The following is a 22368-nucleotide window of genomic DNA, read 5'->3' on the forward strand; positions in this document are numbered from 1 at the left end:
ACCATGAATCTTGACCTGACCCCGGAGCAGTCCGCCTTCCGCGACGAGGTGCGCGCCTTCTTCGCCGAGAACGTCCCCGAGTCGTTCAAAAGTCGCGTGCGCGCCGGCATGCGCCTGGAGCCCCACGAGTTCACCCAGTGGCAGAAGCTGCTGCACGCGCGCGGCTGGGGCGCACCATCTTGGCCAAAAGAGTATGGCGGCACGGGCTGGGACCCGACGAAGCTCTACATCTTCGAGACCGAGGCCTCGCGCGCCGACGCGCCCGTGCAGTTCCACCAGGGTCTGGAACTGATCGGCCCGATCATCTTCACCTTCGGCAGCCCCGAGCAGAAGGCCAAGTACCTGCCGGCCATCGTCTCGGGCGACGACTGGTGGTGCCAGGGTTATTCGGAACCCAACTCCGGCTCTGACTTGGCGTCGCTGTCGACCCGCGCCGTGCGGGACGGCAATGAGTACGTGATCAACGGCCAGAAGGCCTGGACCAGCTACGCGCATGTGGCGAACCGGATGTTCCTGCTGGCCCGCACCGATCCCGACGCGCGCAAGCAGGCCGGCATCTCGCTGTTCCTGATCGACATCGACACGCCCGGCGTGACGATCCGCCCTGTCGTGACCATGGACGAGATCCACCACACCAACGAGGTCTTCCTCGACAATGTGCGGGTCCCGCCCTCGGCCCTGCTGGGCGAGGAAGGCATGGGCTGGAGCTATGGCAAGGTGCTGCTGGATCGCGAGCGGGGCGTCACCGCCGCCACCACGACGCGCCTGGCCCAGCAACTGCGCGGCGCCCGCAAGGTCGCGGCCGAGACCCTGGTCGGCGGACGCAGCCTGCTGGACGATCCCCGCGTCGCCGACCGCCTGGCCCAGTTCGAGCTGGAGGTCATGGCTCTGGAAGGCATGGTCATGCGGACCATGGCCGAAGCCACCTCCGGTCAGGACTCGGGGCCCCGCGCCTCGATGATCAAGATCCGCTGGTCGGAGCTGCTGCAGCAGATCACCGAGTACTGGGTCGAGCTGCAGGGCTACGACGCCATGGCCTTCGCGCCGCTGGGCCCATTCGAAGCGCCCGACGCCTGGGCGGCCAAGGGGATGATCTATTCCCGAGTGACCAGCATCTACGGCGGCTCGAACGAAATCCAACGCAACATCATCGCCCGTCGGGCGCTCGGCCTCTGAGGTCCCCATGAATTTCGACCTTTCCGAAGAGCAGCAGCTCCTGAAGGACAGCGCCTGGCGGTACGGCGCCGACCACGGCGACTTCACGGCCTGGCGGGCCCGCGTAGAGCGCGGCGAGGCCTATGACGCGGCCAGCTGGCGGCGCATGGCCGATCTGGGCTGGCTGATGCTGAACGTTCCCGAAGACGATGGCGGCCTGGGCGCGGGCCCGACGGAAACCATGGTCGTGGCCGAGGCGGTCGGTCGCTACCTGATGCTGGAACCTTTCGTCTCGACCGGCGTGATCGCCCCGACGCTGCTGACCGCCGCGACCGAAGCGCTCCGCGCCCACCTGATGGCCGGATTGGCTGAAGGCAAGCTGGTGATCAGCCTGGCCGACGCCGAACCGAACGGCCGCTTTGACCTCAACCGCATCGCCACCCGCGCCGAAGCCGTCGAGGGCGGTTTCCGGCTCACGGGCGCGAAGAGCCACGCTCTGGATGGCGGCGCCGCCGACTGGTTCGTCGTTCCCGCCCGCACGGCCGGCGCCGACGATAGCCAGGACGGCGTCAGCCTGTTCCTGGTTCCGGCAGAGATCGAGGGCCTCACGGTCATGCGCAGCCGCGCCATGGACAACCGCCACAACGCCAGCCTGAAGCTGGACGGCGTGGTGGTTCCCGCCGAGAACCTGATCGGCGGCCTAGGCGAAGGCTTCCCCCTGCTGCGCGACGCCGTCGATCGGGGCGTCGTAGCCCGCCTGGCCGAGGCCGTGGGCGCCATGGACGCCGTCCGTGAGATGACGATGGAGTATCTCAAGACCCGCAAGCAGTTCGGCCAGACGCTCGGCGCCTTCCAGGCGCTGCAGCACCGCGCGGTCGACATGGCGATCGCCTGCGAGGAGGCCCGCTCGATGATGTACCTGGCGATGATCGCGCTCTCGGGCGTCCCCGCCGAACGTCGCAAGGTGATCGCGGCGGCCAAGGCGCGCGTGGGCCAGACCAGCCTCTATGTCGGCCGTCAGGCGGTGCAACTGCACGGCGGTGTCGGCTTCACCGAAGAGCTGGCCGTGGCCCACTACCTCAAGCGCCTGATCATGATCGACATGGCGTTCGGCAACGCCGACCATCACCGCGCCGAACTGGCGGCCAGCCTGCGGCCCGGCGCCGTAGCGGCCTGAATCGAAAAGCGCGTCGGGGACGGTGTGATCCACCCCCGACGCGCCTCAACAACGACTGTTCGTCTGGGCCGGATGACCTCATCCGGCCCAGAACCTTTTAGGACAATGCGGTGGCCAGCCCGCCGTCGACGGTGAGCATCTGGCCCGTGACGAAGTCGCTGTCGTCGCACGCCAGGTAGCGGACCGCCTTGGCGATGTCCTCGGTGGTTCCCAGGCGGCCGAGCGGCGTCTGTCCGATCCGCATGGCGATGCGCTCTTCGGAAACCACCCGACGCACGCCCTCGGTGTCCACCGTCGACGGCGCCACGGCGTTGACGCGGATGTTCATGGCGCCGAGCTCGGCGGCGGCGGCGCGGGTCATGCCGGCGACGCCCGCCTTGACGCCGCAATAGGCGACGCCGTTCGGAATACCCAGCAAGGCGCTGACCGAAGCGATGTTGACGATCGAGCCGCCGCCCGAAGCGGCCATCAGCGGGGCCGCGGCCTGCATGCCCCAGATCACGCCCGAGAAGCCGACGCCGATCATGCGGTCCAGGCTCTCTGGACGGATGGCCGCCAGCGGTTCGTAGACGTTCCACATCGCGTTGTTCACCAACACGTCGAACCGGCCGTGCGCGTCGTTGATCGAGCCCAGGGTGTCAGTCAGAGCCTCGCGATCGGAGACGTCGCAGCCCAGCCCCACGGCCCGGCCACCGGCGGCGATGATTTCGTCGGCCGCAGCCTGGGCCCAGTGCGCCTTCAGATCCAGCAGAGCGACCATTGCTCCTTCGGCGGCGAGCAAGGCCGCAGTCGCCCGTCCCAGGCCCCGCGAGGCCCCCGTCACCGCCGCGACGCGCCCTTCAAGACGACCAGCCATCGTTCCCTCCTCCCGCATTTCCGACCGGCTCTAGGCGCGATCGATCTTAGGATCCATCAATAGCCCGCCCTCCCGGCGCGCCTCGATGCTGCGTCCAGCGAAGCGGAAACATCACCGACGTGATGCGCGCATCAAAAAAGGCGGCGGCCTTTCGACCGCCGCCAGATGTCCGAGGACCTTTGCGGAAGAACTAGAAGGTCTTTTGGAGGGAAACGCCGATGATGCGCGGCTCGGTGAAGACGGCGTTGGCGACCTGGCCCAGCGCTTCGTCCATCAGGAAGACGTCGGTGATCGCCCGCTTGTTGAAGACGTTCTTCACGTAGCCCTCGATCTCCAGGCCACGCTCGTCATTGACCAGGCGGAACGAGATGTTGGCGTTCGCCCAGCCCTTGAGCTGGTCAACCGAGGTGTTGAAGACCCGGGCGTAGGAGTCGCCCTGGCGGTAGTAGTCGCCGCGCACGGTGCCTTCCCAGCCATCCAGGACGTCGAACGAGTACTGAGCGCCGATCGACGCCGTCCAGTTCGGCGAGCCCGGCAGCTCGTTGCCCTTCAGCTTGGCCGCCACGCCGTCGGTCGGCGTCACGCCGAACGAGGTCGCGAAGCTGCCCGAGCAAGCGCCCAGCAGCGCCGAGGGGTTACCCGAGACGCCAGTGACCGTGGCCGCCCCCGGAGCTTGCTGGATAACCGCCAGCAGGTTGGCCAGGGCAGCCGTCGGAACCACGCAGCCCGCCGCGCCCGAGGTCTTGACCAGGGTCAGGTTCGGATTGCCGCCGGTACGGTTCATCGGGTCGATCGACTCGCCGTTCTTGATCTTGGTGTCGAGCAGACCCACCGTGCCGTTCATGCGGAAGCGCTTGACCGGTTCCCAGACGGCTTCCAGCTCGACGCCCTTGATCTCGGCGTCGATGTTTTCGGTCACCGAGATCCGGTTCACGAACTTCGAGATCTGGTAGCCCTTGTAATCGTAGAAGAACGCCGAGCCGTTCAGGACCAGGGCGCCGCCCAGGAGGGTGTTCTTGGTCCCCACTTCGAAGGCGTTGACATATTCCGGCTCGTAGAACGGCCGCAGGGTCGCGACCTGACCGATGTTGTTGGGACCGCCGCCCTTATAGCCGCGCGAATAGAACGCGTAGACCAAGGTGTCGTCGGTGAAGCCCAGGTCCGGCTTCCAGTCGAAGCCTGCGCGACCGGTGAACTTCTTGAACTCGGCGGTCAGCTGAGGCGGCGTTCCTGGCGTCAGGCCGCTGCCCGGGGTCAGCAGTTTGACCGGGAAGTTGTCGAGCGTCTTCTTGTCGTCGGTGTAGCGCAGGCCAACCGTGAACTTCAGCTCCGGCGTGGCCTCATAATAGACCTCGCCGAACAGGGCGTTCGAATCCAGGTGATAGGGCTGGAAGCTCAGATAGTTGCCATGCCCCTGGCCGGTCGGCACACGGTTCGGATCGATATAGACGCACGTCCCCCCCGGGGCGCAGTTCGCGCCGCCATTGGCCACCATCGCCGCGTAGGTGAAGGCGTTCGACATGATGTAGAACGACTGGACTACGTCATAGCGCAGCGCCAGGCCGCCGAGGCTGAAGTTGAACGGACCGTCGAAGCTCGACTGCAAGCGCAGTTCCTGGCTCCACTGGCGGGACGGCGTGGTGATGCGGTCCGAAACCGACATGCGGTTGGACGCGCCCAACTGCGGATCATTCACCAGACCGCCCGGCGCCAGGGTGGTGCTGTTGAACACCGTCGACGCCTGGAAGCGGTTCATCTCCTGGCGCGCGTCCAGCTCGCCGTCGTAGTATGACGTCAGCGAGTTGAGCTGCAGCTTGTCATTGATGTCCCACGCCACATTCAGCGTGAAGACGTCTTCCTCGGCGCGATAGTAGGGGTTCTTCGCCGAGTCGATGACATCCAGGCCCTTTGGCTGGGTTCCGCCATAGACGTCGCCGCTGGTCAGGCCGCGCGCGAAGCCGATGATCCCATACAGGGTGGCCAGCGAGTTGGGCGTGCCATAGGCGGCGGCGTTGTACACCGAAGCGTCGGCGCAACCCGCGCTCAGGAAGCCGCGAACCGTGGCGTTGGTGATGGCCGTGCCGCCCACAGAGCTTGGACCGTTGTCGCGCGTGCACAGCCCCTTGCCGGTGCGCAGGCGGCTGTCGCGCTCCTTGAAGTGCTGCCAGACGAAGTTGGCGTCGATGGTCGAGGTCGGGCGCCAGCGCAAGCTGGCCCGGAAGGAATAGAGGTCGCGGTCATCGACCTTGTCGCCCGTGCCCAGGTTGTCGACGAAACCCCCGCGATTCAGGGTCGCGCCGGCCAGACGCAGGTCCAGCTTGTCGGCGACCAGCGGGATATTGACCATCCCCCGCAACTTGCGGCCGTCATAGTTGCTGACCTCGGCCCGCACCATGCCCTCGAACTCGCCGGTGGGCTTGGCGCTGAGGACGTTGACCACGCCGCCGGTGGCGTTACGGCCATACAGGGTGCCTTGCGGCCCGCGCAGGACTTCCACACGCTCGACGTCGAAGAACTCGGCTTCGAACAGGCGGTTGGAGGTCAGCGGCGCGCCGTTGAAGTGGACACCTGTGGAGCTGTCGCCGGTGACGGCCGTCTGCTTGGTGCCGATGCCGCGGATCTGGAAGTTGTAGCCGCTGTAGAAGCTCTTGGCGAAGGTGACGTTCGGAATCGCCAGTTGCAGGTTCGGGCCGCCATCAATCTTCTGTCGGCTCAGCATGTCGTTGGAGAAGGCCGAGACGGCGATGGGCACGTCCTGCAGCTTTTCCTCGCGACGCTGGGCGGTGACGACCAGTTCGTCGATGGTCACGCCGTCTTGCGGCGCGGGGGCGGTCTGGGCTGCGGCGGGCAAGGCCAGGACCAAGGAGAGTGTCGAGGCGCCGGCCAACAAGGCCGCACGGCGCAAGGTCTGCGAGATCACCATTCGTTTCCCCCAATAAGCTTCCGCGCGGCGCGGGCTCATCTGTGATTGTTGCAACGCTGCTCGAGCGTCTGTCTTAGGGAGCCGGGGCGAACGAGGTCTGGCCAGACCGGGGGATAGAGGGTTCTGAATATCGCAAACGCGATAATTGAGATGAACCGCCGCCATCACTCATCGAGGCCGCGCGTTTACGGCTTTCCGCGTCGTTTTTCTGGCCGGGCCGACCTCGCCCATGGGCTGGACAACATCACATATGTGCTGGAACGCTAGACGCAGCGGTAGCGCGACGCTCTAAGCCGCTGTGCTGGCAGACTGAACCGCCACCAGTTGGAACCTAAAAATGCGCCGAGACCCGATCAAATCCGCTGCGCGCACCCTGGAGATCCTGGAGCTGTTCCAGGAGCAGCGCGCGCCTCTGCGGCTGACCTACATTTTCGAGAAACTCGGCTATCCCCAATCCAGCACCACCACCCTGCTCAAGAGCATGGTCGTTCTGGGCTACCTGAATTACGACCGCGCCTCGCGCACCTACTTCCCGACGCCGCGCGTCGCGGCCCTGGGTGACTGGGTCAACCACCACCTGTTCGGATCGGGCGATCTGGATCGTCTGGTCAAGAGCATCTTCGAGCAGACCAACGAGACGGTGGTGATCTCGTCTCAGAACGACATCTTCATCCAGCACCTGCGCATCGTGCAGCCTAGCCATCCGCACAAGATCGCCTTGGCCGAGGGCAGCATGCGGGTGCTGCCGCACTCGGCCGCTGGCCTGGTCCTGATGAGCCGGATGCCGAGCAAGGCGGTCGACAAGCTGTGCCGTCACATCAACGCCTATCTTGGCGGAACCAGCGATCGCATCGACATCGGCCAACTGCAGGAGCAACTGACCTGGGTTCGCCGCGAAGGCTACAGCCTGCTGGCCGCTTTCCCGTTCCCGAACGCGGCGGGGATCGCCATGCCCCTGCCCGCCGCCCCGCACGGCGTCCAGCTGACGCTCGGCGTCGGCGGCCTCAACAGCCGTATCGCCCGCCACAAGAGCGAGATCGTCGCGATCATGAAGTCGGGCGTGGCCGACTACGCCGAAAGCCTCAGGCACTATTCAGCGCCCGAGGCCTGAGGCCGGCTTCAGGCGGGCTCGGCCAAGTAGTCGCGATAGGTCTCGCGCAGCTTGGCCTTCAACAGCTTGCCGGTCGCCGTGTGCGGCAGACTCTCGACGATCACCACGTCGTCGGGCACCTGCCAGCGCGCCACACGCGAGGCCAGAAACTTGAGTATGTCGTCCTTGTCGGGCGTCGTCTCCGGCGCCGGTACGATGATCAGCAAGGGACGCTCCTGCCATTTTGGATGCGGCACGCCGATGACCGCAGCCTCGCGAATGTCGGGATGGGCGATGGCGACGTTCTCAAGGTCGACCGACGAGATCCATTCGCCGCCGGACTTGATGATGTCCTTCGAGCGGTCCGTCAGCTGCAGGTAGCCGTTGGGATGAATCTTGGCCACGTCGCCGGTGGGGAACCAGCCGTCCTCGGTGGTGGCCGGCGCGTCGGCCTTGAAGTAGCGCTGCACGACCCAAGGCCCGCGGACCTGAAGGTCGCCGACCGCCACGCCGTCGTGCGGCGCGACCACGCCGTCGGCGTCAACGATGCGGAGCTCGACGCCATAGATGGCGCGGCCCTGCAGGGCCTGCACGTCATATCGCGCCTGACGATCGAGGAAGGCGTGCTCGGGAAGCGGCGTGCCGATCGTGGCCAGCGGACTGGTCTCGGTCATGCCCCAGGCATGGATGACATAGACGCCCAGCATGTAGTCGAAGCGCTCGATCATGCTGCGTGGCGCGGCCGAGCCGCCGACCAGGATCCGCTCCAGCGCCAGCCCCGCGAGATCCAGTTCCTCGCGATGGGTGGCGACATAGTCGAGGAAGCCCAGCCAGACCGTCGGCACGCCCAGGCTGAAGGTGCAGCGCTCGGCTCGCATCAGGTTGAACAGGTTTTCGCCGTCGACGGCGGCGCCGGGCAGGACAAGCTTGGCCCCGCACATGGCGGCGCTGAAGGGAATGCCCCAGGCGTTGACGTGGAACAGCGGCGTCACCAGCAGGATGCTGTCTCGACGCGAGATCGCCATGCCGTCCGCGCCCGTCGCCACGAAGGCGTGCAGGGCCAACGAACGGTGGCTGTAGAGCACGCCCTTGGGATCGCCCGTGGTGCCCGAGGTGTAGCAGAGAATGGCGCCGGCGTTCTCAGGGACAACGGTCCACGGCGCGTCCTCGGCCTCGGGCGCAAGTAGGTCTTCATAGGCGATCAGATTGGGCAGGCGCAGGCTCGGCATGTCGCCCGCGCTGGACAGGCAGACATAGGCTTCGACCTGCGGCGCCTGGTCGACCAGGGTCTCCAGCAGGGGTCCGAAGGCCGGATCAAAGAACACGATCCGGTTTTCGGCGTGACGCAGAATGAAGGCGATCTGCTCGGGAAACAGGCGTGGATTGACGGTGTTCAGGATACCGCCCGCCCCGGTGGCCCCGTAGTACAGTTCCAGGTGTCGGGCGCTGTTCAGGGCCAGGCTGGCGACACGGTCGCCTTCCCCAAGTCCTCGTCGGCGGAGGGCGGCCGCCAGCTGGCGCGCCCGAGCCGCGACCCGCGCGTAATTGGTTCGCGTCACGCCGCCGGGTTCCTTGGAAACGATCTCGACCTCGCCGTGAAAACGCGCTGCGTGATCAAGGAGCGAGGACAACGTTAGAGGCGTATCCTGCATCAGGCCGAGCATGGCTATTCCTGTATCCGGTGGTCTTTGCGCCCGACCATAGGGACGGATCTCGCCTCACCCGGAGGCGGCTCTCTTGCCCCCTGTCTTTTCACATACGCGATACTGAGAGGTTCGACGGCTGCGCGACTTTAACCTTTCGCCCTCGCGTGCTGTTGTTCCGCATGGCGAGCGCTTGGGCGTGCGCCGGACCGGAAAATAACCGCTCGAAAGCGGACCGCGACACGCAACCGGTTGGAGGAAACATGGGAACGGGAACGACCCGCCGGTCGACGCGCGACGTGCTGACCGGCCAATCCATTCGAACGGTATCAGCGCCCCGGCGCGGCGTCGCGCAATTGAAACTGGACTGCCCACCGCCCTGCAGCTGGGACGCCGCGCACGCTAGCGCCTTCATCGAGCAAATCGCCGCGTTCGGCGATGACCCCGAGGTCTGCGCCATCGTTCTCCACGGTCGCCGCCTGTTCAATGACGTGCTTGCCGCCAAGACCGCGCCGGATGACTCTCGGTCAGCCGTCTATGCGGCGGTGGCGAGCTCGACCAAGCCGATTGTCGCCGCCCTTTCGGGCCCTGTCACCGGCTCGGGCCTGGAGCTGGCCCTGGCGTGCGGCGCGCGCGTGGCCTTGCCTAACGTCACCATCTCGAACCTGGCCCGCAGCGAAGGCCACCTTCCGGCGGCCGAGACCTTGATCCGCCTGGCCCGACTGGTCGAGGTCGAGCGGGCGGCCGATCTGGCCGTCTTCAACGCGGTCTGGGACAGCAAGGCGGCGGTCGAGCAAGGCTTGATCGACCTCGTCGCCGCGCGCGACCTGTTGCAGGTCGCCGAAAAGCTCGCCGCCGGTTGCAAGGAAGAGCGCAGGGTCGCGCTCACGGCGGAACCCGAGGTCGTGGCCGCCAAGATCTACGGTCTTAGGGCCAAGGTGCGACGCGAGGCCCCGCAGCAGACCGCGCCGATGATGCTGCTGCGCGCCATGGAGCTCGCCTGGCAGACGCCAGCCCGCCGCGCACGCGCCGAGATCGATCGCCTGGACGAGACCTTCGCCGCATCGCCAGAGGCCCAGGCCTTGACCTATGCCGAGCGTGGCCAGGCCGCCCTGGCCCGCGCCGCCGTTCCCGCCGAACTCGCGCATGAGCTGGCCTGGCCGCTGCTTCGCGAGGCCATCCACCTGCTGGACGAGGGCGCAACCCCCGGCCAGATCGACCGCGAACTGCAGAAGTTCGGCTTCCGCGTCGCGCCGTTCCTGCGCTCTGACCGCGAGGGCCTCGAAGCGGTCTTCCGCCGTCAGTCTGGCCCGGCCAACGGCGAGGACTGGATCACCTATTCGCCGACCCTCGACCTGATGGCCGACGAAGGCCGCACCGGCGGCGCCGATGCGCCAGGCTGGTACCGCCATGGCAGCGATGGTCGCTACACCTTCGAACCGGAAGTCGATCGTCTACTGCAGGCCTCGGCCACCTTCCAGCGATGTGCGCGCGCCCCAATCGACGACGAGGTGGTGGTCGAGCGGTGCCTGACTGCAGCCATTAACGGCACGGCGCACGTACTTGAAGCGCACCCGGACCTGTCGCCCAGCCTTGTCGACGCCATCTGGACCCAGACCCTGGGCTTTCCGAAATGGCGCGGCGGACCGCTTTACATGGCCAGGACGGGGGCCTGCGATCCACTCGCCAGCCTCGAGCGCTGGACCAAGGTGCGCAACACGGCCGGCGTCGCCGCCCCGCTGCTGCGTCGGATCATCGCCAACGCCTGACGGCCGGTGAAATCTCAGAAAGAAGAGCCAGCGTCACCCCGTGACGCTGGCTTCTTGTTGTCGGAAAGGTCGGCGCGCCGGCGCCCAGCCAAAGGGCCGAGCGCCGCCTCCGGTCAGCGGCCCTGGAAGACCGGCGGACGCTTTTCGATGAACGCCCGCACCGCCTCCTTGGCGTCTTCGCTCTTGGACAGCTTGTAGGTGTTGCCCTGCTCATAGCGGTAGCCGTCGCGAAGGCTCAGATTGTCGATGACGTTCAGGCTGTCCTTGGCCGCAGCGACCGCGACGGGGCTCTTGCTGGCGATCTCCTTGGCGATTCCGCGGGCGTAGTCCAGGAACTCCTCGTGCGGCAGCGCCGCTTCGATCAGGCCGCGGCGATAGAGCTCCTCGGCCGGCACGCGCCAGCCGGTCAGCACCATGCGGCGGGCCAGCGAATGAGGAATGAAACGCAGGGCGTGCTTGGCGCCGCCGGCCAGGCCCACATCGATCTCGGGAAGACCGAACACGGCTCGCTCCGAGGCCACGATGATGTCGCAACTGGCCACGATGCCCAGGCCCGCGCCCAGGGCCGCGCCGTTGACGGCCACGACGATCGGCTTGCTGCACTCGACCATCGACCAGCTCATCTCGCGGGCCATGCGCTGACGGGCGAAAGCCGTCCCGGCCGGAGCGTCGGGACCCGGGCGGTTCTTCAGATCAGCACCCGCGCAGAAGGTCTTGCCCTCGGCCGTCAGCAGCACCGCGCGGACGTCGGGGCTTTCGTTGAAGGCGTCGAACGCTGCGGTGAGTTCCAGCATCATGTCGACGCTCGCCGAGTTCACCGGCGGGTTGGCCAGCGTCACCGTCGCCACGAAGTCTTCGACCTCAATCTTCAAGCACGACATCATTTGCTCCTTGCCCAGTCGTCGGTCGTGGACCGCCTCCTGAACTTGGTAGCCGCTCACGCCGCCCGGCCTGAGTCCGGCCGGGCGGCGCGCGCCACATCACATAGGCGATATTCGGCGAGCGCGCGGACCCCCGCGTGGCGCGCGGAGGGGCGCTGCTAGGTTTTCGCGAAGGCCGTCATCCGCGACGCCCACACGAGACAGAGTACGCAATGACCTCCAAGGCGCAGTCGCGCGTGGTTCTGGTGACCGGCGGCGCGGATGGCATCGGCTGGGCGGCTTGCCAGCGCTTCGCCCGCGCGGGCGATAGAGTGCTGGTCGCGGACCGTAACGTCGAGCGCGCGCGCGAACGCGCCGCCAGCCTTGGGCCCGATCACCACGCGATCGCGATGGACGTCTCCTCGGAGGCCCAGATCCGCGAAGGGTTCGAGCAGCTGCATCGCGAGTTCGGCCGGGTCGACGTGCTGGTCAACAACGCCGGCGTCACCGACCCTCAGCCGACCGCCACCCTGGACCAGACGGCCGAAGAGGTGGCCCGGCTGCAGGCGATCAACGTCACGGGCGCCTTCCTGGCCGCGCGGGAAGCCGGACGCCTGATGATCGAGCAAGGCCACGGCGCGATCATCAACCTGGCCTCGGGCGCGGGGCTGGTCGCCCTGGCCAAGCGCACCAGCTACAGCGCCAGCAAGGCGGCGGTGATCTCGCTGACCCGGACCCTGGCCTGCGAATGGGCGGCGAAGGGCGTTCGCGTCAACGCCGTCCTGCCGGGCTACACCCGCACCCAGATGGTCCAGGACCAGATCGATGCGGGTCTTCTGGATCCCTCGATCGTGCTCTCCCGTATTCCGCTTGGCCGGATGGGCGAGCCCGAGGAGATGGCCGAAGGCGCGTTCTTCCTGGCCAGCGACGCCGCCAGCTATGTCGTCGGCGCCACGCTGGTCGTGGACGGCGGCTACACGGTCTATGGCGGTTCGGGACCGGCCTCGACGACGCCCGCACCCAGCCCCCTAGCCCCCTCGCCCCGCGTCAGCGCGATCACCGGCGGTGGCCGGGGGATCGGTCGCTGTGTCGTGGATATGTTTCACGCTGCTGGCGACCGTCTGCTGGTGATCGAGCGCGATGCGGAGGGCGCCAAGGCGCTCGCCGAGGCCCTGGGCGACGAGCACATCGTCGTTCAGGCCGACATCACCGACGTCGCGGCGGTCGAGGCGGCCTTCGCTCAGGCCCAGGCGCGCTGGGGGCGACTGGATGTCTTGATCAACAACGCCGGCGCCGCCGACGTCTTCAAGCCCTCGCTGGAGCAGACCGCCCAGGACTTCACCAGCGTCTACGACCTCAACTTCAACGGCCCGCTGGCCACCGCCAAGGCCGCCGCGCGCCTGATGAGCCAGGGCGGCGTCATCGTCAATCTCGGCTCCATAGCGGGCCTGGGCGCCCTGCCCCAGCGCAACGCCTACTGCGCCGCCAAGGCGGCCGTGACGATGATGAGCCGCAGCCTGGCCTGCGAATGGGCCTCCGCCGGCATCCGCGTGAACACGGTCGCGCCCGGCTATATCGAGACCCCCGCCGTTCTTGCGCTCAAGTCCGCCGGACGGGCGCAGTTCGACAAGATCCGGCGCCGCGCGCCGATCGGCCGCCTGGGCGATCCCATGGAAGTCGCCCGGACCATCGCGTTCCTGGCCTCCCCCGCCGCCAGCTACGTGGCCGGCGCCACCCTGACCGTCGACGGCGGCTGGACCGCCTTCGGCGACGCCGGCGACGCCAACGACATCCTGTAACCCCTGTTCATTTCGTGAGGCCTCGCATGGCGGACCAACCCAATCTCCAGCAGCTGTGGGACAGCGAGCAGATCCGCCAGTGCCTGTACCGCTATTGCCGCGGCATCGACCGGATGGACGAGACGGCCCTGCGGTCGGTGGCCTGGCCCGAAGGCCCCGATCAGCACGGCTCCTTCACCGGCACGGCGTCGGAGTTCGTCGACTGGGCCCTGAAAATCCTGCCGCACGTCGAGCGCGGCGTGCACCAGGTGCACAACGTCATGATCGCCTTCGAAGGCGAGACCGCCGCTGCGGTCGAGTCCGTCTTCACCGCCCTGCACCGACAACCGGACGACGACGGCTCCCTGGTCGTCCTGCACATGTGCGGCCGCTATCTGGACCGCTTCGAAAAGCGCAACGGCGAGTGGCGCATCGCCGCGCGCCAAGTGATCTTCGACTGGATCGAGAAGTACGCCCCGACGCCCGGCGTTCATCCTGAACGTTTCGGGGCCCGTACGCCGGTCGGCGGCCGCTTCCCCGATGATCCGCTCTACCCGTTCCTGGGCCAGGGCGACTGACCCGGGTACGGGGCGCGGCGACCGCCGCGCCCCGCCTGTTCCAGATTGCCTATCGCGCCGTGAAGCAGCAGCCCTCATAGCCCGCCGCCGCCACGCCGGCGCAGATCTCGGCATAGCGGTTGAGGCCGCCGGCGAAGACGAAGAAGCCGCGCGGCTTACCCTCGATATTGGTGCCGGTGTACCAGGTGTCGGCCTTCACATAGAGGGTGCGGTCGGCGATCTCGCCCACGGTCTGGCTCCACCGGGTCTGGGCTTCGGCCGTGGCCTCGACAGTGGCCAGACCCTCCCGCTGCATATGCAGGATGCAGTCCACCACCCAATCGACGTTCAGCTCGTCCAGGCGGATGTAGTTGGCCAGGATCGAGGGGCCGTTCGGTCCGCCGATGATGAACATGTTCGGGAAGCCGTGCATCAGCAGGGCCAGGTACGACCTTGGCCCATCGCGCCAGGCCTCGCTGAGCTTCAGACCGTCGCGCCCCGTGATGTCGATGGCCAGCATCGGCCCGGTCAGGGCGTCATAGCCGGTGGCCATGATGATCACATCCAGCGCGATTTCGCGTTGGGACGTCCGCAGACCGGTCTCGGTGAACGCGCTGATCGGCTCTTCGAAGCAGTCGACCAACGAGACGTGCGGCAGGTTGTAGGTCTCGTAGTACTGGGTGTCGAGGCAGGGACGGCGCGCGTAGATCGGATAGCCGCGCGGCTTCAGCGCCTCGGCCGTCACGGGGTCCTTGACCGTCTGACTGATCTTGTCGCGCACGAAGTCGGCGACGATCTCGTTGGCGGCGGCGTTGGTCAAAAGGTCCGAGAACAGGCCCAGGAACTGGAGCGCGCCCTTGGCCCAGGCCTCCTCCATCAGTTCGTTGCGCTCCTCCACCGGAATGCTGAACAGCGGCCGCGTCGACAGAGGCCGCACCCCGCCGGTGAAGGTGGTGCGCGCCACCGCCCGCAGCCCCGCCATATTGGCCTTCAGCTGCGCAGCATAGTCCTCTGAGACCTTCTTGTTGCGCATGGGCAGGGTGAAGCTGGGCGTGCGCTGGAACACGGTCAGCGACTGGCAGGTCTCGGCGACCACGGGGACGATCTGGATGCCGGACGAGCCCGTGCCGATCACCCCGACCCGCTTGCCACGGAAGTCTACGTCGTGATGGGGCCACTTGCCCGAGCGATAGAGCTCGCCCTTGAAGCGGTCAGCGCCCGGGATGTCGACAGGCTTGGGCAGAGACAGCGGCCCGGTCGCCATGATCAGATTGTCGGCCTCGAACATCTGGCCCTGCTCGGTGGTCAGGGTCCACACACGGCGGGCGTCGTCGAAGGCGATTGTCTGAACGCGCGTATTGAACTGATAGGCCGAACGCAGGTCCAGGCGGTCGGCGACGAAGTTGGCGTAGGCCAGGATCTCCGAGCCCGCCGCGAACACCTCGCTCCAGGTCCATTCCTGCTCGATCGCCTGGGAGAAGGCGTAGCTGTAGTCGATGCTGGTGACGTCGCAGCGCGCGCCCGGATAGCGGTTCCAGTACCAGGTCCCGCCGACATCCCCGCCCGCTTCCAGGCCGAGCACCGAGAGACCTTCCTGGCGCAGCCGATGGATGGCGTACATCCCTCCAAATCCGGCGCCGACGACGATAGCCTCCGCTCGGCGCACGGCTCCGGTTGGCCCGGCGGAAGTGTTGATGTCCATGGCGCGGCGTCTCCGTCAGCAACTTGGGCAGTCGTTGACGGGGTCGCCGCGTGCTCAAGGCGAAAAGGGCTCGCAGCACGGAAGATCACATAGGCGATATTGCATCCCGGAGGGGGCGCGCCGCGCGCTGGCCCGCGACGCCGCCTAGCGTTCGATCGCAAGACGATCCGCGAGCGGGACATGCCAGACCAGAACCTCACCGAACTTGAGCCGCCGCCCGTGGCGTGGTCGGACCGCTATCGGCGCTATGCGCTCGGCCTGCTGATGCTGATCTATGCGCTCAACATGCTTGATCGCCAGATCATCACCATCCTCGCCGAGCCCATGAAGGCGGAACTGAACCTGGCCGATTGGCAGATCGGCGCGGTCAGCGGCCTGGCCTTCGCCTTGTTCTACTCCGCTGTCGGCTTGCCGATGGCGCGTTTCGCGGACCGAGGGGACCGCGTCCGCCTGATCGCCATCTCCCTGGCGGTCTGGAGCGCCTTCACCGCAGTGTGCGGCCTGGCGCGGACCTTCCCCCAACTCATCCTCGCGCGCATTGGCGTCGGTATCGGCGAAGCCGGTTGCACGCCCGCGGCGCACTCGCTGATCACCGAATTCACGCCGCGCGCCAAGCTCGCCTCGGCCCTGGCCTTCTACTCGCTGGGCATTCCGCTGGGCTCGTTGCTGGGCTTGGCGGTCGGGGGGCTGCTCGTCGACGCGATGGGCTGGCGAGCGGCGTTCATCATCGCGGGGCTGCCCGGCATCGGCGTCGCGGTCATCGCCAGCCTCACCCTTCGTGAGCCTCGCCGACAGCGCCCCAAGGCCGAGCGCGCGTCTGACCAAACGACGTCCCTGGCGGCCGCTCTGGCTGAGCTGAAGCAAAAGCCGGCCTTCTGGCTGATCGCGTTGGCCGCCGCCCTGACCTCCTTCTCCTACTATGGCCAGTCGGCGTTCTTCGGTTCGGTTTTCCTGCGCAACCACGGTCCGGTGCTTACGCAGCTTGGCGAGGACATGGGTCTGGGGCCGGCGGGTCTAGCGGGCCTGGCGCTGGGCCTGGCGATCGGCGTCAGCGCCGGCGCCGGAACCTTGATCGGCGGCAAGCTGGCGGACCGCGCCGCGCGTGGCGGCGTGTCGGGCTACGCCAAGCAGCCGATGGTGGTCCTGCTCGCGTCGACGCCGTTCCTGGGCGTCACGCCCTTCGCGCCCAACCTCCCGCTCGCCCTCGCCGCGCTCGCCGTGGGCGTTTTCCTGCACGCCATGGCCTATGGCCCGACCTTCGCCTCGGTGCAGGTGCTGGCGAGTCCCCGTGTCCGCGCGACGGCGTCGGCGATCCTGTTCTTCTTGACGAGCCTCATCGGCCTGGGGCTCGGCCCGCTGGCCGTGGGGGTCGCCAGCGATCTTCTTCGCGCCAGCCTTGGACCCGTTCAGAGCCTCAACCTCGCCTGCGCGGGCGCTTCAATCACGATGGTCGCGTCCGTAGTTTGCTTTGGCTTCGCCGCGAGGCGGATGGGCGGCGAAGCGCCGGCTGCGCCTGCTTCAGTGAGCAACGGCGCCTGAACAACGCAAAGGCCCCGCACGGACTGCTTCGCTTGCAGCAGCGGAGTTCGCAGATTGGGTCCCACGGGCGTTTCCTGCTAGCGCGTGGCCCAAGGCGTCAGGCTCGTTCCTGTCTCGATACGAGTCGGGAACGCGGCCTGACGCCATTCGAAGGATGAACAGGTCAATGCTCCTGAATAGCGCCCACGATCGTCAGGTAGGCGCTGGACCTTAGCCAACCTAGTGGAAAAGGCAGCCTTCCTCGCTGTTGGGGACAGTGCTGCTCACCTATCCGGCGCTTCTAGAAAGCAGTTTTTGTCAGCTGCCGAGAAGGGAAATGGGGATCCGCAAACTGCAATAGCGCAACATAGGTGCGGTCAATCAGCGCCCTAAACGGCGCAATACTGCGCTGACATTTACGGCTTCGGGAGAAAAAGACTGGAAGCGAGCTGTCGCGCCTGTCGACGCCTTAGACACGACCCCGCTGAGAGCGATTCAGGCCGCCACCCGCGCGTCAAGTGCGGCCAGTCTGGCCAGAACCCGGTCTAGCGTCGAGCGCTTCACAGGCTTTCCGTCGCGAAGCTTGGTCCAGGTCGTTTCGCTGATCGCGTAGCAGTCGAACAGGTGCTCACGCGTGACCGCCGGCAGGCGCGCACGCAGACGTTGGAACACTTCGCGCGAGATGGTGACGGTTTCGGCCATGATCGTTGGGCGAATGAGACTCTGGAAAATGACTCTACCGCGTCCGTATGACGATGTTGTTGGGCGCGCTTATTTCAACGCTGTTACGTACGGCCAAGATTCAGTCGAACTGGGGCGCTCGCTCGGTCTCGAGGCTCCCTTCGCAGGATAGATGTCGCGCCACAGACAGCGGCGGCCGGATCTGGCCCAGCGACATCGAACCGCACATTATGTGCAAAAACGCTGATTGTCTCCGGTCCGGACTTCGCGGGCCACTAACTGGCGCGCGGCCTAGATGCTGAAGCGCATTCCGTCGAAGGCCGGCTCGACGTGGGGCGGCAAACGCGCCGACAGGGCCTGGTAGTCCAGGTCGATGTGGAGGTTGGTCAGGATGGCCCGGCGCGGCTTGGCGCGCGCGATCCATTCCAGCGCCAGATCGACATGCGCGTGCGTCGGATGCGGCGTCCAGCGCAGAGCGTCGACGATCCAGACATCCAGATCCTGGAGCGCCGGCCAGCTCTCCTCCGGAATAGCGCGCGCGTCCGGTGTGTAGGCCACCCCGCCAATGCGGTAGCCGACCGCGCGGACCTCGCCATGATCGACGTCGAAGGTCTGCACGGCGATGTCGCCGCTGGGCCCCTCGATCGCGAAATCAACGCCTAGCGGCGGTATCAACCGGGGTTCGCAGATCGCGGGATAGCCGCCCTGGCTGATGAAGATATAGGTGAAGCGCTGGGTCAGGCCGTCGTGCGTGGCCTGATCCATGTAAGCGGGAATACGCGCGCGCTGGTTCAGGAAGAAAGGGCGCAGGTCGTCGATGCCATGGGCCTGGTCGGCGTGATCATGGGTGAACAGCGCCGCGTCCATGCGGCGCACGCCCGCTGCGGAGGTCTGCAGGCGCAGGTCCGGCGAGGTATCGATGATCACGGTCGTCTCGTGCAGCGCGCCCGCCGGCGATGGGCGGCGCACCAGCAGCGAACAGCGCGAACGGTGGTTGCGGGGGTCGCTCGGGTCACAGTCGCCCCAGTTCCCGTCCGCGCGCGGCACGCCGCCCGAGGAACCGGAGCCCAGGATCGTGAACTCGAGCGCGCCGCTCACGGACGCGGGATCCGGTCAAACAGCGCGAAGAACGCGTCCTCGGTGCGCTGCTCTGTCTCGGCGCGGCTCCAGCCTCGGATCTCGGCGAGCTTGTCGTAGATATGCGGCAGGAAGGCCGGCTCGTTGCGACGACCGCGCATGGGTACGGGGGCCAGATACGGGCAGTCGGTCTCGACGATGATCCGGTCGGCGGGCATGTCGCGGATCACCGCCCTCACCTCCTCGGCCGCCTTGAAGGTGGCGATGCCCGAGACCGAGAACCAGGCGCCCAGGGCGGCGGCCCGCGCGGCCAGCTCGGCGCCGCTGGTATAGCAGTGCATCAGGATCTTGAACGGTCCGGCGGCGTGCTCGGCCTCCAGGATCTCGCCCATCACCGCATCGGCTTCGCGCGTATGGACGACTAGCGGCAGCCCGCTCTCACGCGCCGCGATGCAATGCTGGCGGAAGACCTCGGCCTGCACCTCGCGGGGCGAGAGGTCGTAGTGGAAGTCCAGCCCGCACTCGCCGATGCCGACCACACGGGGGCGCTGGGCCAGTTCGACCAGGGTCGCTGCGGTCAGGCCAGGGTTCTCCTTGGCCTCGTGGGGGTGCGTGCCGACCGTGCACCAGATGTCGGGCTCGGCCATGGCGATGGCGTGGACGGCCTCGAAGGATGAGACCTTGTCGCAGATCGTCACCATCATCGCGATCCCGGCCTCGCGGGCGCGGGCGATGACGGCGTCCTTGTCCTCAGCGAACTGAGGCGCGTGGAGGTTTACGTGACTATCGATGAGCATGCGGCTCACATCGCCGTCTTGGCCGCCGCGCGCAAGTCCGAGATCACACTCCAGAACACATCGGCCCGGTCCAGGTTGACCGCCTCGGCTTCCCCCGGCCAGCTCGAGAGCCGCTCCCAGGCCGCCGCCCAGCGATCGAGACCCAGGGAATTCTTGCCGTCGGCTGCGACCTGGGTGGCGAAGATCCGCACCTGATCGGCCAGGCGATCCATCAGGAGCTCGAACCGCGCCGCGCCTTCGGCGCCCCGGAAGGTGTCGGCCATGGCCAGTAGCGCACCCTCGTCGAGCTTGGGCAGGCTGCGGAGAATCTCGTTGGCGGCGTCGTCGATCGCGATGGCGCCGGCGGCCGCCAGCTGCAGGGCGCGGCCCGGCGCGCCGTGCGCCATGCGCGCCAGCCGTTCGGCGTCGCGATGTGGAACGTCCGCCATCCGCTCGACCATCTCGGCCGCCGCGGCCACGCCGGGCGCGGGGATCGCCAAGCGCCGGCAGCGTGAACGGATGGTCGGCAGCAACTTGCCCGGCGCATGGCTGATCAGCAGGATCACGCCCCGCGCCGGCGGTTCTTCCAGCGTCTTCAGCACCGCATTGGCGGCGTTGACGTTGAGGTCGTCGGCGGCGTCGATGATCGCCACGCGATAGGGTGAGACAGCGGGCGAATTGGCGAAGAATTCCGGCAGCTTGCGCGCTTCATCGACCGGAATGGATTTCCGGGCCTTGCCGTCGTCGGTCAGGCGTTCCAGCACCATAAGGTCCGGATGCGAGCGTGCGGCGACCTGCCGGCTGACCACGTCGGAGGGCGCTGCGCCTAAGAGGCCTTGGGAGGGATCGGGCCGAGCGCCCAGCAGGCGGCGCGCCATCCTGTAGGCCAGGGTGGCCTTTCCCACGCCCTCGGGACCGGTGAGCAACCAGGCGTGATGCAGTCGTCCGCGCTCCAGCGCATCGATGAAGGCGGCCTCGGCGGCGGACTGACCGTCCAGCCCGTAGACGTCACGCGGATGGGCCGGGGTAAGCATCACAGCCCCAGTCGTTGCACGACCACGTCCGAAATCGCCGCCGTGACCGCGTCGAGCTCGGCGTCGGCATCGATTACGACGCAGCGATCGGGCTCCCGGCGCGCGATCTCCAGATAGCCGGCGCGAAGCCGTTCGTGGAACGCCAGACCCTTAGACTCAAAGCGGGCCGCCCCGCCCCGCGCCTCTGCGCGTTGCAGACCCACCTGCGCGGGCAGGTCGAGGATCAGCGTCAGGACCGGAACTGTGCCGCCCAGCACATGCTCTTCCAGCGCCGCGATCAGGCTGGCCGGCGCATCGCCACCGGCGCCCTGGTAGGCCCGGGTAGAGTCGGCGAAGCGATCGCACAGAACAACAGCGCCGCGCGCCAGGCCCGGGCGGATGACGCGCTCGAGGTGATCGCGGCGCGCCGCGTACATCAGAAGGCTTTCAGTGACCGGCGACCAGCGATCGGCCGCGCCATTGACCAGGAGCTCGCGGATCGCCTCAGCGCCGGGACTGCCGCCGGGCTCCCGCGTGACGATCACGTCGTGGCCAGCCGCCTTCAGGCGGTCGGCAAGGCGGCGGATCTGGGTGGACTTCCCAGCCCCCTCCCCGCCTTCGAAACTGATGAAGAAACCCTGGGTCACCGGTCTCCATTCGACCGGTTTGAGAGACTTGTCTAGAGCCTGTCTGGTCTAGATGGGATCATCTAAACGAGATGAAAAGGCTATATTTCAAAGACTTAGAACGCGTTCTAGGGGCGCAGAATGGTGGCGCCGGAATAGCCCAGCGCCTCTACGCGCTCCCTAAGCGTCCAGGCCGCGCTCTCGTCCTCGCCGGCTGCGACCGTCACGCGATAGAGCGTTCCGGTGGCCCGCTCGACAGCCTCAATGGACGCCCGGCCGGCGCTGGTGAGCTGCCTGACCGCCTTCTCGGCGTTCTCCCGGGTGGAGAACGACCCGGCCTGGACACGATACGCCGACCGGCTGCTCGTAAACACCGGGTCCGGGGGATTGATGGGGGGCGCAGACTGCTGGATCGGCGCGGGGCTCCAGGTCGCCTCGCGTCGGGGCGGCAAGACCTGGACGCGCTGCGGCGGCTCCTGAATGTCCTCAAAGCTGCGCGGTGCGGTCCGGGGCCGTGGCGGCGGGCGTGGCGTCGGCGCGGCTTGCGCGTACTGGCGCGGGGCTTCCAGAGCGCGGCGCGGCGCGGGACCGACATACTTGACGCGAACCCGAGCGACGCCTTGACGGCGATAGCCCAATTCATCGGCGGCGGCCTTGGACAGATCGATGATCCGGTCACCCACGAAGGGACCACGGTCGTTCACGCGAAGGATCATCTTGCGGCCGTTGTCGAGGTTGGTGACCTCCACAAGGCTCGGCAGCGGCAGCGTCTTGTGGGCCGCCGACGGCAGATTCATATCGAAGATCTCGCCGTTCGACGTCTTGCGATTGTGAAACTGCTCGCCGTACCAGGAACCGATCCCGACGACATTGTAGTTTCTATCTTCGTGTGGATAGTACCAGATCCCTTTGATCTGATAGGGCTTTTCAGTCCCGCGCAGCGGCTTGCCGTCGCGACCGATCATCGAGCCTGGACGCGGCGCGCTGCCCGTGCTGGTCGCCACGGTGCGGCCAAACTCGTATTTCGGCGTGGCGCAGGCCGCTAGACTGGTGGCCGCCAAGGCCATCAGGCCAAGGTTCCGCGCGATCCGCCAAGCCTGTTCGATACGCTGGTTCATCCGATCGTCGTCCGACGGGCCGCACCCTTCCGAGCCATCATCTTGATCG

18 protein-coding genes are annotated in these 22368 nt (G+C 67.1%); 7 read left to right on the forward strand and 11 right to left on the reverse strand.

Translation table 11 applies throughout. The features are described 5' to 3' along the window. The first annotated feature begins 3 nt into the window (after positions 1 to 3). Together CVUC_RS15150 and CVUC_RS15155 are read left to right on the forward strand one after the other, a co-directional pair. Positions 4 to 1176, forward strand: a complete 1173-nt coding sequence (locus tag CVUC_RS15150) for an acyl-CoA dehydrogenase family protein (protein WP_096033316.1) — start codon at positions 4 to 6, stop codon at positions 1174 to 1176. A gap of 7 nt (positions 1177 to 1183) precedes the next feature. After that, positions 1184 to 2332: an acyl-CoA dehydrogenase family protein gene (locus CVUC_RS15155; RefSeq protein WP_096033317.1), complete on the forward strand. Its 1149-nt coding sequence runs from the start codon at positions 1184 to 1186 to the stop codon at positions 2330 to 2332. A gap of 97 nt (positions 2333 to 2429) precedes the next feature. On the opposite strand, the gene CVUC_RS15160 is transcribed toward CVUC_RS15155, so the two are convergent. Together CVUC_RS15160 and CVUC_RS15165 are read right to left on the reverse strand one after the other, a co-directional pair. Continuing rightward, positions 2430 to 3206: an SDR family NAD(P)-dependent oxidoreductase gene (locus tag CVUC_RS15160; protein WP_096033318.1), complete on the reverse strand. Its 777-nt coding sequence runs from the start codon at positions 3204 to 3206 to the stop codon at positions 2430 to 2432. 172 nt (positions 3207 to 3378) lie between these two features. Continuing rightward, complete coding sequence (locus tag CVUC_RS15165; protein ID WP_101685843.1) at positions 3379 to 6279, reverse strand: TonB-dependent receptor; 2901 nt, start codon at positions 6277 to 6279, stop codon at positions 3379 to 3381. 169 nt (positions 6280 to 6448) lie between these two features. Here CVUC_RS15165 and CVUC_RS15175 point away from each other — a divergent pair, with 169 nt between their 5' ends. Further along, complete coding sequence (locus CVUC_RS15175; RefSeq protein ID WP_096033320.1) at positions 6449 to 7222, forward strand: IclR family transcriptional regulator; 774 nt, start codon at positions 6449 to 6451, stop codon at positions 7220 to 7222. 8 nt (positions 7223 to 7230) lie between these two features. On the opposite strand, the gene CVUC_RS15180 is transcribed toward CVUC_RS15175, so the two are convergent. Further along, positions 7231 to 8865 carry a long-chain fatty acid--CoA ligase gene (locus CVUC_RS15180; protein WP_096033321.1) on the reverse strand — a complete coding sequence of 545 codons (1635 nt, stop codon included), beginning with the start codon at positions 8863 to 8865 and terminating at the stop codon, positions 7231 to 7233. Positions 8866 to 9107: 242 nt separating this feature from the next. Here CVUC_RS15180 and CVUC_RS15185 point away from each other — a divergent pair, with 242 nt between their 5' ends. Further along, positions 9108 to 10613: a 3-hydroxyacyl-CoA dehydrogenase family protein gene (locus CVUC_RS15185; protein WP_096033322.1), complete on the forward strand. Its 1506-nt coding sequence runs from the start codon at positions 9108 to 9110 to the stop codon at positions 10611 to 10613. 113 nt (positions 10614 to 10726) lie between these two features. Here CVUC_RS15185 and CVUC_RS15190 read toward each other — a convergent pair whose 3' ends face one another. Next, positions 10727 to 11554 (reverse strand): enoyl-CoA hydratase/isomerase family protein, encoded by an 828-nt coding sequence (locus CVUC_RS15190; protein WP_096033323.1) that lies wholly within the window; start codon positions 11552 to 11554, stop codon positions 10727 to 10729. 152 nt (positions 11555 to 11706) lie between these two features. Between CVUC_RS15190 and CVUC_RS15195 the strand changes: the two genes are divergently transcribed. Then, a complete protein-coding gene (locus CVUC_RS15195) occupies positions 11707 to 13272 on the forward strand; it encodes a glucose 1-dehydrogenase (RefSeq protein WP_423748632.1) in 1566 nt (521 codons plus the stop codon). Between the two features lie 14 nt (positions 13273 to 13286). Beyond that, positions 13287 to 13829 (forward strand): nuclear transport factor 2 family protein, encoded by a 543-nt coding sequence (locus tag CVUC_RS15200; RefSeq protein WP_010919683.1) that lies wholly within the window; start codon positions 13287 to 13289, stop codon positions 13827 to 13829. A gap of 49 nt (positions 13830 to 13878) precedes the next feature. Here CVUC_RS15200 and CVUC_RS15205 read toward each other — a convergent pair whose 3' ends face one another. Next, complete coding sequence (locus CVUC_RS15205) at positions 13879 to 15510, reverse strand: flavin-containing monooxygenase (protein ID WP_096033325.1); 1632 nt, start codon at positions 15508 to 15510, stop codon at positions 13879 to 13881. Positions 15511 to 15609: 99 nt separating this feature from the next. On the opposite strand from CVUC_RS15205, the gene CVUC_RS15210 reads away from it, so the two are divergent. After that, positions 15610 to 17049 (forward strand): spinster family MFS transporter, encoded by a 1440-nt coding sequence (locus tag CVUC_RS15210; protein WP_096033326.1) that lies wholly within the window; start codon positions 15610 to 15612, stop codon positions 17047 to 17049. 474 nt (positions 17050 to 17523) lie between these two features. On the opposite strand, the gene CVUC_RS15215 is transcribed toward CVUC_RS15210, so the two are convergent. The 6 genes from CVUC_RS15215 to CVUC_RS15240 all read right to left on the reverse strand — a co-directional run bounded on the left by CVUC_RS15215 (position 17524) and on the right by CVUC_RS15240 (position 22319). Then, entirely contained in the window at positions 17524 to 17730 is a 207-nt protein-coding gene (locus CVUC_RS15215) for a hypothetical protein (RefSeq protein WP_010919686.1), read from the reverse strand. Positions 17731 to 18000: 270 nt separating this feature from the next. Continuing rightward, on the reverse strand, positions 18001 to 18807 hold the full coding sequence (locus tag CVUC_RS15220) for an MBL fold metallo-hydrolase (protein ID WP_096033327.1): 807 nt from the start codon (positions 18805 to 18807) through the stop codon (positions 18001 to 18003). Continuing rightward, positions 18804 to 19592: a TatD family hydrolase gene (locus CVUC_RS15225; RefSeq protein ID WP_096033328.1), complete on the reverse strand. Its 789-nt coding sequence runs from the start codon at positions 19590 to 19592 to the stop codon at positions 18804 to 18806. Before CVUC_RS15225 ends, CVUC_RS15220 begins: the two co-directional genes overlap by 4 nt. After that, positions 19589 to 20599 (reverse strand): DNA polymerase III subunit delta', encoded by a 1011-nt coding sequence (locus tag CVUC_RS15230; RefSeq protein WP_096033329.1) that lies wholly within the window; start codon positions 20597 to 20599, stop codon positions 19589 to 19591. The genes CVUC_RS15225 and CVUC_RS15230 overlap by 4 nt, the downstream gene beginning before the upstream one ends. Further along, entirely contained in the window at positions 20596 to 21222 is a 627-nt protein-coding gene (gene tmk, locus CVUC_RS15235) for a dTMP kinase (RefSeq protein ID WP_096033330.1), read from the reverse strand. The genes CVUC_RS15230 and tmk overlap by 4 nt, the downstream gene beginning before the upstream one ends. 107 nt (positions 21223 to 21329) lie before the next feature. Continuing rightward, a complete protein-coding gene (locus CVUC_RS15240) occupies positions 21330 to 22319 on the reverse strand; it encodes a septal ring lytic transglycosylase RlpA family protein (RefSeq protein WP_096033331.1) in 990 nt (329 codons plus the stop codon). Between the last annotated feature and the right edge of the window lie 49 nt (positions 22320 to 22368).

The sequence above is a fragment of the Caulobacter vibrioides genome (assembly GCF_002858865.1).
In the GTDB taxonomy this organism is placed as follows: Bacteria; Pseudomonadota; Alphaproteobacteria; order Caulobacterales; family Caulobacteraceae; genus Caulobacter; species Caulobacter vibrioides.

Excerpts from the sequence above, each read along its gene's own strand:
- CVUC_RS15150 (WP_096033316.1), top strand. The coding sequence starts at position 4 with ATGAATCTTGACCTGACCCCGGAGCAGTCCGCCTTCCGCGACGAGGTG.
- CVUC_RS15195 (WP_423748632.1), top strand. The coding sequence starts at position 11,707 with ATGACCTCCAAGGCGCAGTCGCGCGTGGTTCTGGTGACCGGCGGCGCG.
- CVUC_RS15240 (WP_096033331.1), bottom strand. The coding sequence starts at position 22,319 with ATGAACCAGCGTATCGAACAGGCTTGGCGGATCGCGCGGAACCTTGGC.
- CVUC_RS15205 (WP_096033325.1), bottom strand. The coding sequence starts at position 15,510 with ATGGACATCAACACTTCCGCCGGGCCAACCGGAGCCGTGCGCCGAGCG.
- CVUC_RS15155 (WP_096033317.1), top strand. The coding sequence starts at position 1,184 with ATGAATTTCGACCTTTCCGAAGAGCAGCAGCTCCTGAAGGACAGCGCC.
- CVUC_RS15175 (WP_096033320.1), top strand. The coding sequence starts at position 6,449 with ATGCGCCGAGACCCGATCAAATCCGCTGCGCGCACCCTGGAGATCCTG.
- CVUC_RS15185 (WP_096033322.1), top strand. The coding sequence starts at position 9,108 with ATGGGAACGGGAACGACCCGCCGGTCGACGCGCGACGTGCTGACCGGC.
- CVUC_RS15180 (WP_096033321.1), bottom strand. The coding sequence starts at position 8,865 with ATGCTCGGCCTGATGCAGGATACGCCTCTAACGTTGTCCTCGCTCCTT.
- CVUC_RS15215 (WP_010919686.1), bottom strand. The coding sequence starts at position 17,730 with ATGGCCGAAACCGTCACCATCTCGCGCGAAGTGTTCCAACGTCTGCGT.
- CVUC_RS15160 (WP_096033318.1), bottom strand. The coding sequence starts at position 3,206 with ATGCGGGAGGAGGGAACGATGGCTGGTCGTCTTGAAGGGCGCGTCGCG.